This window comes from Microvirga arsenatis, from assembly GCF_009910705.1.
Lineage (GTDB): Bacteria > Pseudomonadota > Alphaproteobacteria > Rhizobiales > Beijerinckiaceae > Microvirga > Microvirga arsenatis.
In genome coordinates this window covers 52,527-70,184 of record NZ_JAAAXJ010000001.1, presented here as the reverse complement: position 1 = coordinate 70,184, position 17,658 = coordinate 52,527, and the positions used below count along the sequence as shown (strand labels likewise).

Below are 17,658 nucleotides of genomic sequence, written 5' to 3'. Positions count from 1 at the left end.
CTCTGGTTCTGCCTGCGCGATCACCGCTCGCGCAGGGCGTAATCCGTCACCTGGAAGATCGGATCGAGCAGGTATTCCAGAATGGTGCGCTCGCCGGTCTCGATCACCACATTGACGGGCATGCCGGGCACCAGCTCCACCTGAGCCCGCTGCAGCTCGCCCGGAGCGATGCTGACCGTGCCGCGATAGTAGCTGGCTCCGGTCTGCGGGTTGTCGAACCGGTCGGCGGAAACCTTGTCGAGCCGGCCTTTGATCACCGACTGGTAGCGCTGCGAATAGGCCAGGAGATGCACGGTCACATGCTGGCCCCTGCGCACCCGCTCCACATCCTTGGGGCTGATCTCGACGCTCAGCACCAGCGCATCGGTCGAGGGCACGATCTCCATCACCGTCTGGCCGGGAGCGATGACGGCGCCCGGGTTGAAGACGGCAAGGCCATAGACATAGCCGGATTCCGGCGCGACGAGGGTGGTGTTCTGGAGCCGCTCGCTGGCCGAGGTCAGGCGCGGCGCCACTTCGGCGAGGCGCGCCTCCATCTCGGCGATCTCTCTCGCCACCGCCTCGCGCCGGTCCTTTTCAAGCTGCGCGATCTGCGTCTCGGCCTGCTGGATGCTGCTGCGTTCCGCGTCGATCTGCGACCTGATGGTCTGGATGTCGGCGGTCAGGGAAGCGGAGGTTCGTTCGAGCGCGAGCACGCGCGGCCGGGCGATGAGCCCCTTTTCCACCAACGGCAGCAGCGACAGATGCTCCTGATCGACGGAGGTGAGCTGGCTCTGCATGGCGACCAGGCGGGCCTCGAGGCCGGCGATCTGGCGCTCACGACCCTCGATCTGCTGGCGGAGCAGGTTGATGTTGCCGCGATAGGCGGTGAGCCGGGCCTCGAACAGGGCCGTTTCCTGATCGATGATGGAGCGGGCTTGAACCCGATCGCGCAGTGCGTTCACATCGGACGACCAGAGTATCTGGCTCTCGTTCCGAGCCTCGGTCCGAAGACGCCCGAGCCGCACGATGGTGGCCACGCGCGTACTGTCCAGAATCGCGACCTCGGCCTGCAGATCCGTCGGATTGAGCTCGATCAGCGGCTGCCCTTTCTCGACGCGCTGTCCCTCGCGCACCAGAATGGCTTTGACCGTCCCGCCCTCCCGATGCTGCAGGGCCTTGCGATTGCCCTCGAGAGCGACCTTGCCGTTGGCGACCGCGCCTCCGGCGACCGACATCATCGAAGCCCAGACGCCGAAGATCAGGATCATCAGCACGGCCGCAATGCCGCCGATCAGAAGCGGCGCGCGCGGCGAGTCGAAGCCGGCGTCGATCGTGCTGCCGCTCGAAAGCGAGGATGCCATGCTCATTGTGCCACTTCCTCTCCGTTGCCGGAGGCATTCCTGACGACCACCGGGCGGCCGAGGCGCTTGAAGACGTTTTCCGTCGCACCGGCGCTGACCACATGCCCATCCTTCAAAACGACCGCATGGTCGAGATCGCGCACCAGCGTCGGTCGATGCGTAATCAGAACGCAGGTGATGCCGCGCTGCTTGAGGCCCGCAATGCACGCAACCAGCGCTTCTTCCGCCTGTCCATCGAGGTTTGAATTCGGCTCGTCCAGAACCACCAGGGCCGGCGATCCGGCGATGGCCCGCGCCAGGGCAATCAGCTGCCGCTGGCCGCCGGACAGCGGATGCCCGTTCTCCCCGATCTCCGTATCGTAGCCCTTCGGCAGACGGAGGATCATGTCGTGGACGCCGGCGGCCTTGGCCGCCGCGACGACCTCCTCGTCGCTGAGCTTGCCAAAGCGGCCGATGTTTTCGGCCACCGTGCCGCTCAGGATCGAGATGCTCTGCGGCAGATAGCCGATATGCCGGCCGATATCCTCGCGGCTTGCAGACCAGAGCTCGACGCCATCGAGGCGCAGCTGGCCGCGCGTCGGCTTGAGATTGCCGACGAGGAGGCGCGCGAGCGTCGTCTTGCCGGACCCGTTCAGGCCGATGAGGCCGAGCGACTCTCCCGGCCGGATTGCGAGGTTGACGTTCGACAGAATCGGCTGCTCCCCTCCGGGGGGTATGTAGTAGAGGTTGTAGCAGGTCAGATGGCCCTGCGGCTTCGGCAGAGCCGTACCGGCTCGCGAGCGGGGCGTCTCCGAGAGCAGAGCCTCGATGCGCTTCAGCGCCTGGCGCGCGGGGATGTAATCGTCCCAGGCCGCGACCAGCTGATCGATGGGCTTCATGGCGAAGCCGGCCACGATCAGCGCGGCAAACAGCATCCCGGTAGGCGCGTCGCTGTAGAGAATCTCGATCACGCCAGCCATCATGATGACGGCCTGAACAAGGATCCGCGCCGAGCCCAGAATTGCGTTGAAAAGCACGCCGACCTGGCTCGTCTTCACCTGAGTGTCCAGGCCGGGATTTCTCAGATGGCGCCACTTGCCGACGACCGATCCGACCATGCCCATGGCAACGATGGCTTCGGAGCCTCGCAGGTTGGCCTCGGCAAACCCATATGACTTGTTCGAATATTGCGAGGACTCGGCGATGGCGCGCTTTGTCAGCGCGGTATTGGCAATCGTCGCGACGGCCATGAGAAGGATGCAGGCCAATGAAACCAGCCCGACCTGAAGATCGAGGATCAGCAGCACGCCCGCAAAAAGGATAGCCCAGGGGGCATCGATCGCCGCAAGGGCGCCCTTACCGGTCGCAAACTGCCGGAAGGAATCGAGATCCCGAAGGGCCTGGCTGCCCTCCGATGACGTCCCGCCGGCATTGCGCTCGATCAGGGCCGTCAGGATTCGATCCGCAAGCAGCCGATCCAGCCGCACGGCGGCACGGACGAACAGTGCTCCCCTCGCCCATTGGAACACGGCCTTGAAGATGAGAGCGATCACCAAGCCGGTGCTCAGAACGATCAAAGTCTCGATGCTGCGCGAGCTGAGCACCCGCTCGTAGACCTGGATCATGAAGATCGGGTAGGCCAGGAGCAGGATGTTGATGAAAACGTTGAAACCGAGCGCATAAGCAAAGTGAGCCCTGCAATGCCGGAGGGCTTCTGCGACGATGGTTTCGCCAGGCTTCTTGCTCATGCTCGATCCAATACTTCCGACCTTGGACTGATGTCGGGGCGGTCACCCAAATCAGACGCTTAGCACGTTCGTAGGGCTTGTGGGCATGTCGCGGTGTTCTGTCGCGCAGATTTCGCGCGACAAAGAGATCCCGTCGACTTCGATTCCAAATCTATCGTGATCCCTGGAGCCATCGACTTCCAGGAAATCGAGGGCGGCATGCGGCATGACCTTCACACCCTGCCTAAACCCCTCGATGATCCTCTCTATCCAAGATCCGGCAAGAGTATGGCAGACAGCCTCATCGACGATACGGCCCATCATGCCAGCCGGTGCCGCAATGGCCGCAATGGCGTCATGGGCAAGAAGACGAAGCAGCGTTTCCGGATCGAGCCTATCCAGGGCGAGCCCGAACGGGATCCGGCTTGGCGCCAGGCCCACAAGGAACGTGTCGGGTCTTTGCACGATCTGCTCTACGATCTCATCCAACCAGCCTGCCCCGGGCGGGATGAAGCCGGCTCTGATCGCAACCGCGACCTCCGCAGATGGGCGCAACCTCAGGCTTGCTGCCGCGGAATCGGGTGCGTTGGCCGGTAGAATCTGGAGTTCGCCATCTATTCCGTAACGTTCCGCCCATTCAATCGCTTTTGAGCACCTCGCCTCGATATCATGGCTGGAGGGAAGCGTTATCCTGAGGGCTTGGCCACGAGGAACAGAGGCCTTCAAGCCAATCAACGTTCCGTGCAGCAGCTCGATTGAGGCTCCGGCAAAGATCTGCAGATCAACCGTGGAACTCGCGTTCTGACGGGCTCCCAGTCTGACGATCCGCGCTAACTCTTTGACTGGATGCCGCGCCCAAGCTTGCGCGAACGGCACTCCAACTTCCGTTAGGTAATGATCGTCCCTGTCAGCAAGAGGCCAGAACCTACGAGCAAAGCCGAGGCTTTCGGCTGAGCCGCCCTGTTGAACGTGAACCCAGTGCTGGATGCTACGCCCTTCGATCTGAAGGATGACCTTGCACGCGGAAGCCTGTCTCCCGTCAAGGCAGGCTTTCACGACGATGCAAGTCGCAGGCAGGGCTTCTGCGGAGTCGACTGAACAGGTCAGCAAATCGGTCCGACGATGCGCGCTTCCTGCCCCTCCGAAAAGCTCGAGCCGTACGTCGTCCAGAGCCGCCGTGCCTGCTACCCGCAGAAACACGAACAATGAGCCTGAGGCCTCGAAGCAACCTTCGACGGCAGCCTCCGAAGAAGGCTCGCTCAAGGGAAAGATCGCTGTCTTCAGTGAAGCCGTGACATAGGCCGGAAGACCGATAGGCTCGGCCTCCGAAGCGGCCGAAAGACAGTCCAGCAAACGGCTCTTGGCCGATGGTGACAAGCCTTTCAGCCATTCCACCGTGTCCTGAGCGGCAACGGAGGTGTCGGCAAACGCGAGTTCAACCAGATCGCCGCCCAGATCTGCGTAAGCTCGCTCCGGAGATCCCTGCGAGATCCTGAAGATGCTGCTGTCATTGTCGCCGAAGCTGTCGACGACCTCGCGCGTGAGCCTCCCCTGCCTCAGCACAAAACATGTCTGCCGCTGCGCGAGATGACGCGCTGCCACATCGAACTCATAAAGAGAATGGTTGCCGATCTGCGCCTTGAGGCGGGCCGAGGATCTCCACGAGCTGGCCAGCGACAGGAAGCGTTCGAGCGTCTCATGATCGCCTGAGGCGGCGCGCTTCGAGAGAATGCGGGAGATGATGAAGGAGACGATCTGCGGCGTGCCTTCGACCTGCCAATGCGCCAGCCTGAGTTCGAGCGTGTGCTCGACATCGGCCCCATCGCCTCCTCGCAGGATCACGCGAAGATGCTGCCCGTCCTGAAGACCATGGCCGGAGATCGTGTAGAAGTTGGTGGAAAATTGCGGCGAGAAGATGCGATGCCGCTCGAGTGGCGTCTGCAGACCTGCTCCACCGACAAGGCCGACGATGTCGAGCTCAGGCGAGAGATTGTGCCAAACCGCGACGATGCCTGCCGCAACGGGCACGCACCAGAGTGGGCCAGAAGCCACCGAAGCACCATGAGGGTGCGTCGCTTCATTCTGGCCCACTCGGTTATCCATTAGAAGTCGAAGAACGAGCTCTTGATCTCATCGGGATCGAAGCCGACGAGCTTGATCTGAACGCCGCCCTTCACCGTGATGATCGTGCCGTCCTTGTCGGCAGCGAACTTCAGGTCGCGCATGCTGTTTGCGCTGGTGTCGGACAGATCGATCACGTCCTGACCGGCACGGAAATCGCGAATCGTGTCGATCTCGCCCGTCTGCTTGGCGATCTCGAAGACGTCGCGGCCCGAGCCGCCCAGGAAGGTGTTCGAACCCTTGTCGCCGACGATCGTGTCGTTGCCGCTTCCGCCCGTCAGGATGTCGTCGCCCGTGCCGCCGAACAGCTTGTCGTTGCCGGCGTCGCCGTAGACCTTGTCATCGTCAGCGCCGCCATAGACGCTGTCGTTGCCGGCGCCGCCATAGACGCTGTCGTTGCCGGCGTCGCCGTAGACCTTGTCGTTGCCGGCATCGCCGTAGACCTTGTCGTCGCCGGCGTCGCCGTAGACCTTGTCGTCGTCGGAGCCGCCATAGACGCTGTCATTGCCTTCGCCGCCCCGGACGAGATCCTCTCCGGCGTCGCCGTAGACCTTGTCGTCACCCGAGCCGCCGAGGACCGTATCCTCATCCGCGCCGCCATAGAGCTGATCGTTGCCAGCTCCGCCGGCAACCACATCTTCGCCGGCCTGGCCCTTGATGGTGTTGGCGCCGGCGTTGCCGAACAGGTTGTTGTCGGCATTGTCGCCGGTGACGCTGGCATTGGTCGAGCCGGTCAGCTTGACGGCGTCGATGCCGGTACCGCCGATGCTGAAGCTCTGATCGGTCACGACCGCATCATAGCCACCACCGGACGACTTGATCTTATCGCCAGCGCCGAGCACGAAGATGTCGTTGCCCTTCGTCCCCACGAACTGATCGGCACTCGCCGTGCCCGGATACAGCTTCGTGAAGCTCTTTGCCCCGTTCTTCAAAGCATAAGAGACAGCCTCAGGCGCCCCACTGTCCTTAAAAAATGCACTTGGCGTCGTCGCCATCGCGTCACCCCTTGTCAAAATTATTCAATCTTTGGGATAGTCCCGCGGACCGTGTAACTGGTTCTGAGAACTTTGTCTCTAAGGGATTACCGCATAAGAGGGAGGTATGCGACGATTTTGGGACACTGTTGCAGCTAAACAACTCGGATCAATTTGTTCTTCTGATTATAATAACTTAGATCTAAGCAGCCTCGTCTGATAAAGCATAGGTTCGAGCCAGGACCTCTGATGTATTGGCGCTGGTTTTATTTATCGGCAGACTGCGACCTAAACCACACAGTGCCTCTCACACCGCTCAGCTTACGATCTTGAGAAGGAGCTGGCGCTGAAGACGCTAGGGCAGCCGCGCTTGCATGGGGATGTCAGAGTTGCGACCTGCTCCACGATACTCGAAGTCTATCACTGCAGCGAGCGGCAAAGCGAAGAGGTTTCTTGGGATGACTTTGGGAGTAGTCCCGAGCCCACGCGAGGACCCATCCTAAGACCAGAACAGGACCAGCCGCTTATCTTGGAGGAGTGGTGCCCAGGGGCGGAATCGAACCACCGACACTGCGATTTTCAGTCGCATGCTCTACCAACTGAGCTACCTGGGCATCCGATGCGCGGCGAAGCCGTGCGCGTCGTGGAGGGGTGTATAGTCAGACATGGAACGCATGTCCAGCGGGTCGGCGGAGAAAAATTCTCCCTTCGACCGGCCGCTCAGGCTTCCCGCTCGCTTTCGTCTTCGTCGACCTCTTCGCTCTCCACGGCCGGAATGGCGTAGCCCCCGGACAGCCAGCGGTTCAGGTCCACGTCGGCGCAGCGCTTCGAGCAGAAGGGCCGGTACTGAGACTCGGCCGGCTTGCCGCAGATCGGGCACTTGCCGGAGGATGCCAGGGGCTTGTTCTCGTTGGCAGGGTTCATCCTCACCTCCCTCGGTTACCGGCAACGTGGTGCCTGCCGCCGCCCGGCGCAAGGCGGCGCCCTGCCCCGGGGCGGAAGGGCCTCACGCGGCCTCGAGCCAGCTGGAACGGACGGGATAGCCCTCCCCGTCCAGCAGGGCCACGGCCTCGTAAAGGGGCAGGCCGACCACGTTCGAGTAGGAGCCGACGAGCTTGACCACGAAGGTGCCGGCGAGCCCCTGGATGGCATAGCCGCCGGCCTTGCCGCGCCACTCGCCGGATGCGAGGTAGCGCTCGAACTCGTCACGCGACAGGCGCTTGAAGCGCACCCGCGTTTCCACGAAGCGCTCGCGAACGGTGTCCTTGGGGGTGATCAGGCAGATGGAGGTGTAGACCCGGTGGGCGCGCCCCGAGAGCAGGCGCAGGCAGGCCGCGGCCTCGTCCGCCACCTCCGCCTTGGGCAGGACCCGCTTGCCGACCACCACGACCGTATCGGCGGAGAGGATGTAGGAATCCCGCAGCTCGTCCCGGCCGCGGGCCACCTTGCGGGCCACCTCGGCCTTGGAACGGGCGAGGCGCTTGGCGAGCTCCTTGGCGCTCTCGTTCTTCAGGGGCGTCTCGTCGATGTCGGCGGGCAGGAGGGCATCGGGCTCGATCCCGACCTGCTGCAGGAGAGCGAGCCTCCGGGGCGAGGCGGAGGCGAGAACGAGCTTCGGCCGCGCACTGGGATTCGACACCTCGGAAGACGACGCCACTTTTCTCTCCACGCTTCGGGAAGGCTCAGGTTAGCGCATCGTGCGGAAAAGTGGATCCGGTTTTCCGGTCCACACGATGTGCCCTTCAAGGAATGAGCATCGGATGGATCCCAAAAGTGAAGATCCACTTTTGGGTCCGATGCCCTGGACCCGGTGACAACATGGCACCAGGCGATAATGAATCAAGCAGCCGGCGGCTCCGGCTCGGAGGCCGCGGGCTGGGCATGGGCGCGGTCGAGCTGCCGGTAGCGCATGGCGCTTACGGGAATCGAGCCCAGGAACAGCACCGAGATGGCGGTGAGCATCTCCCAGGGAAAGTTCGCCAGGAGCCCGAAGACCGCCGCCGAGAGAACGAAGATCGGCAGGACCCATTGGCGCGGCACCTTCAGGCCGATGGTCTTGCCCGAATAGACCGGAATGGTGGAGACCATCAGGAAGGCTAAGCCCAGCAGGTAGACGAGCGCGATCGGCGCGGCGGCCGGTCCCATCGGTACGCCCAGGAACGACAGGTAGAGGGGCAGCATCGAGGTCAGGGCCCCCGCGGGCGCCGGCATGCCGGTGAAAAAGTTCTTCTTCCACTCGGGCCGGTGGGGATCGTCCAGCATCACGTTGAAGCGGGCAAGCCGCAGCACCATGGCGATGGCGAAGACCAGCACCGCGATCCAGCCCACCGCCTTCAGCTCGTTCAGGAGGAAGCTGTAGAGGATGAGGGCCGGCGTGACGCCGAAATTGACGAAATCGGCGAGCGAATCGAGTTCCGCGCCGAAGCGGGACGTGCCCTTGAGCATGCGCGCCACCCGCCCGTCGATCCCGTCCAGCAGCGCCGCCACCACGATGGCGACGACCGCCGGCTCGTAGCGTCCCTCGAAGGCCAGCCGGATCGCGGTGAGCCCCAGGCACAGGGCGATCAGGGTGATGATGTTCGGGATGATGACGCGGACCGGCACCGGCGTGAAGAGCCGGCGGCGCGGCTCGTTCGGATCGGGGGCGAAGGGGGGAAAAAGATCGCTCATGCCATCACATCTAGGGGTTGCCAGCTTGGCCGGCAACCGGCCCTATCCCACCCGGTACTCGCGCGCGGGCTCATTGGCCGTGAGATCCGCGAGCACCGTCTCCCCCGCCACGGCCGTCTGGCCGAGGCCGACGAGCACCTGGGCGTTGAGCGGCACGAAGATGTCGAGGCGGGAGCCGAAGCGGATCAGGCCGAAGCGCTCACCGGTGCTCAGGTGATTGCCCACCTTCACGAAGGAGACGATGCGGCGCGCCACGAGACCGGCGATCTGGACCACGCCGATCTTGGTGCCCGCCGTCTCGATGACGAGGGCGTTGCGCTCGTTGTCCTCGCTCGCCTTGTCGAGCTCGGCATTGAGGAAGAGGCCCGGCGTGTAGAGGATCTGGGTGATCCGCCCCGTGACCGGCGAGCGGTTCACGTGGCAGTCGAACACGTTCATGAAGACCGAGATGCGGGTCATGGGCTCGGGCGGCAGGTCGAGCTCCGCCGGCGGAACGGCGGTGGTGATCAGGTTCACCCGGCCGTCGGCGGGGGAGACCACGAGGCCTTCCCGGATCGGCGTCACCCGCGGCGGATCGCGGAAGAAGTAGCAGACCCAGACCGTCAGGATCGCCCCGATCCAGCCGAGCGGCGACCAGAGCCAGGCCAGCACCAGCGTCGCAAACAGCGCGATCAGGATGAAGGGATAGCCCTCCTTGTGGATCGGCACGAAGATGCGGCGCATCGATTCCAGGATGTCGGTCATTCTCTCACAGCCTCAAAAGAGTTTGCGTGGGGATGGCAGGCGAAAGGGCTTCCGTCAACCGGCCACGCTCTCGGGGCTGCGCTCTTCCTCCTCCGCCCGCTTGAGGGCCTCGCGGGCCTCGTCGGCCTCGCGCTGGCGGTTCCACATGGCGGCATAGACCCCGCCGAGGGCCAGCAGGCTGGCATGGTCGCCGCGCTCCACGATCCGTCCGTGGTCGAGGACGATGATCTCGTCGGCGCCGATCACCGTGGACAGCCGGTGGGCGATCACCAGGGTGGTGCGGCCGCGGCTGACCCGGTCGAGGGCGTCCTGGATCTCCTTCTCGGTGAAGGTGTCCAGCGCCGAGGTCGCCTCGTCGAGGACGAGGATGGGGGGCGCCTTCAGGATGGTGCGGGCGATGGCCACGCGCTGCTTCTCGCCGCCCGAGAGCTTCAGGCCGCGCTCGCCGACCGGAGTGTCGTAGCCTTCGGGCAGGAGGCTGATGAAGCGGTCGATCTGGGCGAGGCGGGCCGCCTCCCTCACCTCCTCCGGCGTGGCGTCCCAGCGGCCGTACTGGATGTTGTAGCCGATGGTGTCGTTGAACAGCACCGTGTCCTGCGGGACCATGCCGATGACCTTGCGCAAGGAGGCCTGCTGCACCTCGGCGATGTCCTGGCCGTCGATGAAGATGCGGCCGCTGGTGGGCTCGTAGAAGCGGAACAGCAGGCGCGAGATCGTGGACTTGCCGGCGCCCGAGGGGCCGACGATGGCCACCGTGTGCCCGGCCGGCACCTCGAAGCTCACGCCCTTGAGGATCGGGCGCTCGGGGATATAGGCGAAATGCACGTCCTCGAAGCGCACCACGCCCTCCCTGACCGCGAGGGGCTTCGCGCCGGGCCTGTCCTGGATCTCGGGATTGCGGTCGATGATCTGGAACATGTCCTCGATGTCGATCAGGGCCTGCTTGATCTCCCGGTAGAGCATGCCCATGAAGTTCAGCGGGATGTAGAGCTGCACCAGCATGGCGTTGACGAGCACGAAGCTGCCGATGGAGGCGTTGCCGGCCATGATGTCCTGAGCGGCGAGAACCATCACGATGGCCATGCCGATGGAGAAGATCACCGCCTGGCCCGCATTGAGCACGGCGAGCGAGGTGTAGGTCTGGGTCGAGGCCTTCTCGTAGCGCTCCATGGAGCGGTCGTAGCGGGCGGTCTCCCGCTGCTCGGCGCCGAAATACTTCACCGTCTCGTAGTTCAGGAGCGAGTCGACGGCCTTGGTGTTGGCGTCCGTGTCGGAGTCGTTCATCTGCTTGCGGATCGCGATCCGCCACTGGGTCGCCCTGTAGGTGTAGTAGAGGTAGACGACCACCATCACGAAGACGACGGCCGAATAGACCCAGTTGAACTCCCAGGCGAGCAGCCCCAGCACGAGCACGAATTCGAGGATCGTCGGCAGGAGGGTGAGGACCACAAGGCGCGAGAGCTCCTCGATCCCCTCGCGGCCGCGCTCGAGCACGCGGGTCAGGCCGCCGGTCTTGCGCTCCAGGTGGAAGCGGAGGGAGAGGCGGTGCATGTGCTCGAAGGTCTGCAGGGCGAGCTGCCTCACCGCATGCATGGCGACCTTGGCGAAGATGCCGTCGCGCACCTGCGTGAGGACCGCCATGAGGATGCGGGTGACGCCGTAGATGACGGTCAGCAGGATCGGCGCCTTCCAGATCCATGATCCGGCCGTGGCGGCGGCCTCCGTCGCCTGGTTGCCGCTGCTCGTGACGGCCACGAGCGCATCCGTCGCCCATTTGAAGGCAAAGGGCGTGACCATCGTGACGCCCTTGGCGACCAGGAGCAGGGCGAAAGCCAGGAAGACGCGCCGCTGAAGATCGGGGCGCCCATGGGGCCAGATATAGGGCCAGAGCTTCTTCCAGGTGGCGGTCAGTCCGCTCGGCTTCGGCTGGGCTGCGCCTGTCGGGGGGACGGCGGTGGAGGGGGGCATAGGCTTAAGGATCCGATCGAACGCGAGAGCCTCGATATAGGCGATCGCCCGGATGAATTCACCCTGCCCCGGGCGATCTCCTGTTGAGCGCGCGTCGGCCCGCCGGGCGGGCCGCCCGGCTGGTTGCTCCGGCTAGTTGCTCTTGGGCTGCTCGTTCGGCAGCACGAAGACCTGACCCGGATAGATGAGATCCGGGTTGCGGATCTGGTCCTGGTTGGCGCCGTAGATCACCGTGTAGCGCAGGCCCTGGCCGTAGACCCGCTGGCTGATGCGCCAGAGGTTGTCGCCCCGGGACACGATGGCGGTGTTGATGTTGGGGATCACCACGGTTCCGGCATCGGCCACCTGCGCCTGCGGCGCTGCGGGAGCCGCCTCGCGGGAGGCCGGCGCCGAGGGCTGCGCCTGCGGTGCGGCGGAGGCCTGGGGCGCGGGTGCGGGCTGCGCCGGGGCCGGAGGGGGAGCGGCCGCCGGCGGCTGGGCGGCCGCCATCTGCACGGGCACGTTGAAGCCCACCTCCGCCCGGGACCGGACCTGGCCCGAGACCGGGTCCACGTCGTCGAGGCGGATCCGGTAGTCGCCGGGCTTCACGCCAGCGCCGATGGAGAAGGACACCTTGCCGTCGCCGCCCGCGCCGCCGGGGGCGATGAAGCTCTCGTTGAGATAGAGGCGCACGGTGGCGCCCGGGGCGGACTGGCCGGAGACGAACAGCTTGCCCTGCTCGGCCTCCACGGTGACGATCTTGATCTCCGGCCGGGCGGCCGGCGGGGCCGCAGGAGCGAGCGGCGGCGGAGGCGAAACCGTCGGCGCGGCTGCCGCCGGGGGCTGGGCAGGCGGTTCCGGGGGCTTGGCCTCGGCGGTCTTGGCCTCGGCGGTCTTGGTTTCGGCGGTCTTGGTTTCGGGCTTCGGCTCCTCGGCCGCCTTGGCCGGCGGCTCGGGATTGGACAGGACGACCGTGGGCTTGTCCGGGGAGGTCAGGGCGACGAGCGGGCGCGACTTGGCATCCGTGATGACCACCGTGACGTTCTGCTCGGAGCGCTGGCGCGTCCCGTCCGGGGCGATGGATTGCAGCGCCACCTGATGCGAGCCCGGCGGCAGGGGCGGCGGCACGATGGCGAACAGCCCGGAGGCATCGGCGACGGCGCGGGCATGGACCTGATCGCCCCGCATGAGCTCGATGGTCGCCCCGGGGGCGGCGCGGCCGGCGATCACGCTGTCGCCGTTGGGCTCCACCCGCACCAGATCGAAGGAGGGAACGACGGGGGCATCCTTGGCCGGAGCCGGGGGCGGCTCGGGCTTCGCGGCGGCCTGCTGGGGCGGCTGGGAAGCCTCGGGCTGCGCGGGAGCGGAGGGCTGCGCCGTCTGGACGGGAGCTGCATTCGGCGCCTCGGGGGTCCCCTGCCACGACCAGTACAGCACGCCGACGAGAACCGCGACGACGGCAGCCGCCGCAGCGCCGAGAAGCGCGATCGTGCCCTTCAACTCTTTTGGATGCGCCATGGTGCTTTTTCTCGAACGCGGCACTTTCCTGCATTTAAACCGTTTATCTTTCAAAAGGCTACGGCCATAAAGGACAAAATAATGCTCTACGACTCAGCGCGGGAGGCTCCCCGCTTCCCCGAAATGCCCATGTCATCCTTCAAACCCATCAAATCCATTTGCGTTTATTGCGGCTCGGGCTTCGGCGACGATCCCATTTTCGCCGAGAATGCCGTAACGTTAGGTCGCTCCATGGCCGAGCGGGGCATCAACCTGGTCTATGGCGGGGGCAATGTGGGCCTCATGGGCACGGTGGCCCAGGCCGTGCTCGACCACGGCGGCTATGTCACGGGCATCATTCCGGACTTCCTGAAATCCCGCGAGAAGCTCCTCGACGACGTGCAGGAGACCATCGTGGTCCCCGACATGCACACCCGCAAGCGCCTGATGTTCGAGAAGGCCGACGCCTTCGTCGCCCTCCCCGGCGGCATCGGGACGCTGGAGGAGCTCGTCGAGCAGATGACCTGGTCGCAGCTCGGCCGGCACACCAAGCCGATCCTGATGCTGAGCATCAAGGGCTTCTGGAAGCCCCTCCTCACCCTCATCGCCCACATGCGCGAGCAGGGCTTCATCCGCCCCGGCCTGGAGCTGAACTACCTCGTGGCCGAGCGCGTCGAGGAGGTGATCCCCATGCTGGAGAACGCCGCCCGGCGGGTCGGGATCGTGGGCAACGAAGAGGCGATCGAGAGCCGGTTCTGACGTACCTACCCCGTGCGGAGAGTCACCCTTCCCTCGCGGGGAGGGACAATGACCTTGGCTCCTCGCGTTAAAGCGCTGCCCCGCCCTTCAACAGCTTGTAGATCATGGAGTCCGTCAGCGCCTGGAACGAGGCGTCGATGATGTTGGGGGAGACGCCGATGGTGGTCCAGCGCTCGCCCGTGGCGTCGGTGAACTCGATCAGCACGCGCGTCACCGCGTCCGAGCCGCCCTGGTAGATGCGCACCTTGTAGTCCACCAGTTCCAGGTCCTCGATCAGGTGCTGGTACTTGCCGAGGTCCTTGCGGAGCGCCACGTCGAGCGCGTTCACCGGGCCGTTGCCTTCGGCCGCCGAGATCAGCACCTCGTCGCCCACGCGCACCTTCACGATGGCCTCCGACGCCGTGACGAGCTCGCCCAGGGCGTTGAAGCGGCGCTCCACGTTGACGGAAAAGCGCTCCACGTCGAAGAAGGCCGGCACCTCGCCGAGCATGCGCTTGACGAGCACGTAGAAGGAGGCGTCCGCCCCCTCGAAGGCGAAGCCTTGCGCCTCCTTGCGCTTCACCTCGTCGAGCACGCGGGCGATGCGCGGATCGCCCTTTTCGAGCTCGAAGCCGCAGCGCTTCAGCTCGGCCAGCACGTTCGACTGGCCGCCCTGGTCCGAGACCAGAACCTTGCGCGCATTGCCGACGATTTCCGGCTCCACATGCTCGTAGGTGCGCGGGTCCTTGAGCACGGCCGAGGCGTGGATGCCCGCCTTGGTGGCGAAGGCGCTCGATCCCACGAAGGGCGCGTGCCGGTTCGGCTGGCGGTTGAGGATCTCGTCCACCTGGCGCGACACATGGGTGAGCTGGCCCAAAGCCTCGTCGGCGACGCCGAGATCGAAACGGGACGCGTAAGGGGCCTTCAGCTTCAGCGCGCCGATGAGGGTGATGAGGTTGGCATTGCCGCAGCGCTCGCCGAGGCCGTTCAGCGTGCCCTGGATGTGGCGCGCGCCGGCCTCCAGGGCCGCGAGCGAGTTGGCCACCGCGCAGCCGCAATCGTCGTGGGCATGGATGCCGAGATGCGCGCCCGGCACCACCCTCGCGACGGCGGAGACGATCTGCGTCACCTCGTGGGGCAGCGTGCCGCCATTGGTGTCGCAGAGCACCACCCAGCGCGCCTCGGCTTCATAGGCAGCCCTCGCGCAGGCGAGCGCGTAGTCGGGATTGGCCTTGTAGCCGTCGAAGAAATGCTCGCAATCGACGAGCACCTCGCGCCCCTTGGCGCGGGCAGCCTCGACGCTCTCGCGGATGCCGGCGAGGTTTTCCTCGAGGCTGGTCTCGAGCGCCACGCGCACATGGTAGTCCCACGACTTGGCGACGTAGCAGATCGCGTCGGCCTGCGCTTCGAGGAGGGCCGCGACGCCGGGATCGTTGGACACCGAGCGCCCGGCGCGCTTCGTCATGCCGAAGGCCGTGAACTTCGCATTCCTCGTGCGCTTCTCGGCAAAAAAGGCGGTATCCAGCGGGTTCGCCCCCGGATAGCCGCCTTCCACGTAATCGATGCCGAGCCGGTCGAGGAGCACGGCGATCGCCTTCTTGTCCTCGAGCGAAAAATCGACTCCCGTCGTCTGCGCCCCGTCGCGCAGGGTGGTGTCGAAGAGATAGACGCGTTCACGGCTCATGACGACAAGGTCCTGTCTTCGGGCGGCGCCAGGCGCTTTTCCATGGTGGTGGTGCCGAGCCATTCGTCGCCGAGCGGCATGGTGTTGCGGCGCTGCGGCTGGAAGCCGTGCTTCTGGAAGAAGGGCTGCGCGTTGTCGCTCACCTCCGCCACGAGGCGCGTGGCGCCGCGCGCGCCGGCGAGCTTTTCCACCGCATCGTAGAGCATGGTGCCGATCCCCTGCCCGGCCACGGCCGGATGCACATGGAAGAGCGCGATCTGCTCGCCGCCTTTGAGCGCAATGAAGCCGACGGGCGAGCCTTCCAGGGTGGCCACCAGGGTGAGGCCCTTCGCGAGCGTCTCGGCGAAGGAATCGTCCTCGGCAAGAGCCATCCAGGCCTCCTGCTGGCTCTCGCTGTAATCCTCGCCCGTAAGCTCCGCGATGCTCTCCTCGAAGATCTCGACGAGCGTGGGCAGGTCGGAGGGCAGGAAGGGGCGAAGCCCCGGCTTCGGCACGGCCTGTCCCATCAGCGTGTCCCCTCTGATCGACAATGTCTTCCAATCCCCTCATCCTGAGGAGCAGACGCAGTCTGCGTCTCGAAGGATGATCCAGAGGGCACTGGACGATCCTTCGAGACGGCGCTGCGCGCCTCCTCAGGATGAGGACAGAGGGAAGCAGAGGGGTGATTGTGCCCGCGGCCGCACCTCATCGCGCCACCTCCCAGGTGGTGGTGCCGTCCTTGTTGTCCTTCACCACGACGTTCATCGCCGCGAGCTCGTCGCGGATCCGGTCGGACTCAGGCCAGTTCTTCGACGCACGCGCCTCTTTGCGGGCGGCGATCAGCGCCTCCACCTGTGCGGGATCGACGCCGAGCGCCGCCTGCCGGCGTGCCTTCCAGGCTTCGGCTCCTTCGAGCAGGAATCCGAGCGCGCGCAGATTCGCGCCGAGTTCCTCGTGAGCCCCCTGCCCGTCGAGGGCATGGAGCTCCGCCAGCATCTTCGGCGTGTTGAGGTCATCGCTGAGCGCATCGACGATCTGATCCGAGAGGAAAGCCGCCTCGCCCCTGCCCGCCAGCTCATACCAGCGGTCGAGGGTCTTCTCGCTTTCCTCGAGACCTTTCGTCGTCCAGTCGATGGGCTGCCGATAGTGGGTGCGCAGCATGTTGAAGCGCAGCACCTCGCCGGGCCAATCCTGCAGCAGCTCGTTGATGGTGAAGAAGTTGCCGAGCGACTTCGACATCTTCTCGCCCTCGACCTGCAGAAAGCCGTTGTGCATCCACACATTGGCCATGCGCGGCGTGCCGAAGGCGCAGCAAGACTGCGCGATCTCGTTCTCGTGGTGCGGGAAGACGAGATCGATGCCGCCGCCATGGATGTCGAAGATCTCGCGCTCGGTCGGATCGGCGCAGGAGAGCCGCGTCTCGAAGGCCTGGACGAGGTGGCGCCATGCCATCGCCGAGCACTCGATGTGCCAGCCGGGGCGGCCGGGCGTCCGGATGCCGGCGGGCGAGGCCCAGGCGGGATCCTGCGGGCCGGAGGGCTTCCAGAGCACGAAATCCATCGGGTCGCGCTTGTAGGGCGCCACGTCCACCCGGGCGCCGGAGAGGAGCTCGTCGAGGGAGCGCTTCGAGAAGGCGCCGTATTTCGGCACGTTCGTCAGGCTCCCCATGGCCGCGACCGAGAAGAGCACGTGCTCCTCCGCCACGTAGGCTGCCCCGCGCGCGATCAGCCGCTCGATGATCATGCGCATCTCGTCGATATGCTCGGTCGCCCGGGGCTCCACGAAGCGCGCCGGCTTACCCGGCTCGTTCACGTCCTCCGGCATGAGCACGCCCAAAGCCCGGATGTCGGCGTGGAACTGCTCCTCGGTCTTGGCCGTCACGACGCGGATCGCCTCGTTGGTGGCAAGCTCCGGGTAATCCCGGGCCGCGCGGGCGTTAATCTTGTCGTCCACATCCGTGATGTTGCGCACATACGTCACGGCTTCCGTGCCGTAAACATGCCTCAACAGACGGAAGAGAAGGTCGAAGACGATGATCGGGCGGGCGTTGCCGATGTGGGCGTAGTCGTAGACGGTGGGGCCGCAGACGTAGAGGCGCACGTTTTCAGGGTCGATCGGGACGAAAACGTCCTTCGACCGGGTCAGCGTGTTGTAGAGGCGAAGCTTGACCGCCATGAAACCATACCCCTGTCAGGCCGCAGGCCGGAGGGTGGTTTCGATCTTGGAACGAGAACGAGACGGCTCCAGCCAGCGAA

General features: G+C 65.2%; 14 protein-coding genes and 1 tRNA gene. 1 reads left to right on the top strand and 14 read right to left on the bottom strand.

The window, feature by feature from the left end; all coding sequences use genetic code 11:
• Window positions 1–20 precede the first annotated feature (20 nt).
• The 11 genes from GR303_RS00330 to GR303_RS00280 all read right to left on the bottom strand — a co-directional run bounded on the left by GR303_RS00330 (window position 21) and on the right by GR303_RS00280 (window position 13,023).
• Window positions 21–1,349, bottom strand: coding sequence for an HlyD family type I secretion periplasmic adaptor subunit (locus tag GR303_RS00330; RefSeq protein ID WP_161723251.1), 1,329 nt, complete (start codon window positions 1,347–1,349; stop codon window positions 21–23).
• On the bottom strand, window positions 1,346–3,070 hold the full coding sequence (locus GR303_RS00325) for a type I secretion system permease/ATPase (protein ID WP_161723250.1): 1,725 nt from the start codon (window positions 3,068–3,070) through the stop codon (window positions 1,346–1,348). Before GR303_RS00325 ends, GR303_RS00330 begins: the two co-directional genes overlap by 4 nt.
• Before the next feature lie 51 nt (window positions 3,071–3,121).
• Complete coding sequence (locus GR303_RS00320; protein WP_161723249.1) at window positions 3,122–5,140, bottom strand: hypothetical protein; 2,019 nt, start codon at window positions 5,138–5,140, stop codon at window positions 3,122–3,124.
• An 11-nt stretch (window positions 5,141–5,151) separates the two neighbouring features.
• Complete coding sequence (locus tag GR303_RS00315) at window positions 5,152–6,102, bottom strand: calcium-binding protein (protein WP_161723248.1); 951 nt, start codon at window positions 6,100–6,102, stop codon at window positions 5,152–5,154.
• Between the two features lie 580 nt (window positions 6,103–6,682).
• Window positions 6,683–6,758, bottom strand: a tRNA-Phe gene (locus GR303_RS00310).
• Window positions 6,759–6,864: 106 nt separating this feature from the next.
• Window positions 6,865–7,068, bottom strand: a complete 204-nt coding sequence (gene yacG, locus GR303_RS00305; RefSeq protein ID WP_161723247.1) for a DNA gyrase inhibitor YacG — start codon at window positions 7,066–7,068, stop codon at window positions 6,865–6,867.
• Between the two features lie 82 nt (window positions 7,069–7,150).
• Complete coding sequence (locus GR303_RS00300; RefSeq protein WP_161723246.1) at window positions 7,151–7,801, bottom strand: Maf-like protein; 651 nt, start codon at window positions 7,799–7,801, stop codon at window positions 7,151–7,153.
• Window positions 7,802–7,983: 182 nt separating this feature from the next.
• On the bottom strand, window positions 7,984–8,814 hold the full coding sequence (pssA, locus tag GR303_RS00295; protein ID WP_161723245.1) for a CDP-diacylglycerol--serine O-phosphatidyltransferase: 831 nt from the start codon (window positions 8,812–8,814) through the stop codon (window positions 7,984–7,986).
• 42 nt (window positions 8,815–8,856) lie between these two features.
• On the bottom strand, window positions 8,857–9,558 hold the full coding sequence (locus GR303_RS00290; RefSeq protein ID WP_161723244.1) for a phosphatidylserine decarboxylase: 702 nt from the start codon (window positions 9,556–9,558) through the stop codon (window positions 8,857–8,859).
• Window positions 9,559–9,612: 54 nt separating this feature from the next.
• Complete coding sequence (locus GR303_RS00285) at window positions 9,613–11,526, bottom strand: ABCB family ABC transporter ATP-binding protein/permease (protein ID WP_161723243.1); 1,914 nt, start codon at window positions 11,524–11,526, stop codon at window positions 9,613–9,615.
• Between the two features lie 132 nt (window positions 11,527–11,658).
• Window positions 11,659–13,023 (bottom strand): LysM peptidoglycan-binding domain-containing protein, encoded by a 1,365-nt coding sequence (locus GR303_RS00280; protein ID WP_161723242.1) that lies wholly within the window; start codon window positions 13,021–13,023, stop codon window positions 11,659–11,661.
• A gap of 129 nt (window positions 13,024–13,152) precedes the next feature.
• Between GR303_RS00280 and GR303_RS00275 the strand changes: the two genes are divergently transcribed.
• On the top strand, window positions 13,153–13,761 hold the full coding sequence (locus GR303_RS00275; protein WP_161723296.1) for an LOG family protein: 609 nt from the start codon (window positions 13,153–13,155) through the stop codon (window positions 13,759–13,761).
• Between the two features lie 67 nt (window positions 13,762–13,828).
• Here the strand turns inward: GR303_RS00275 and cimA are convergent, their stop codons facing one another.
• The 3 genes from cimA to cysS form a co-directional block, all read right to left on the bottom strand.
• Window positions 13,829–15,424 (bottom strand): citramalate synthase, encoded by a 1,596-nt coding sequence (gene cimA / locus GR303_RS00270; RefSeq protein WP_161723241.1) that lies wholly within the window; start codon window positions 15,422–15,424, stop codon window positions 13,829–13,831.
• The gene (locus tag GR303_RS00265; RefSeq protein ID WP_161723240.1) at window positions 15,421–15,930 is read right to left on the bottom strand and encodes a GNAT family N-acetyltransferase; all 510 of its coding nucleotides are present in this window, start codon (window positions 15,928–15,930) and stop codon (window positions 15,421–15,423) included. Before GR303_RS00265 ends, cimA begins: the two co-directional genes overlap by 4 nt.
• 178 nt (window positions 15,931–16,108) lie before the next feature.
• Window positions 16,109–17,578 (bottom strand): cysteine--tRNA ligase, encoded by a 1,470-nt coding sequence (gene cysS, locus GR303_RS00260; protein ID WP_161723239.1) that lies wholly within the window; start codon window positions 17,576–17,578, stop codon window positions 16,109–16,111.
• Window positions 17,579–17,658 lie beyond the last annotated feature (80 nt).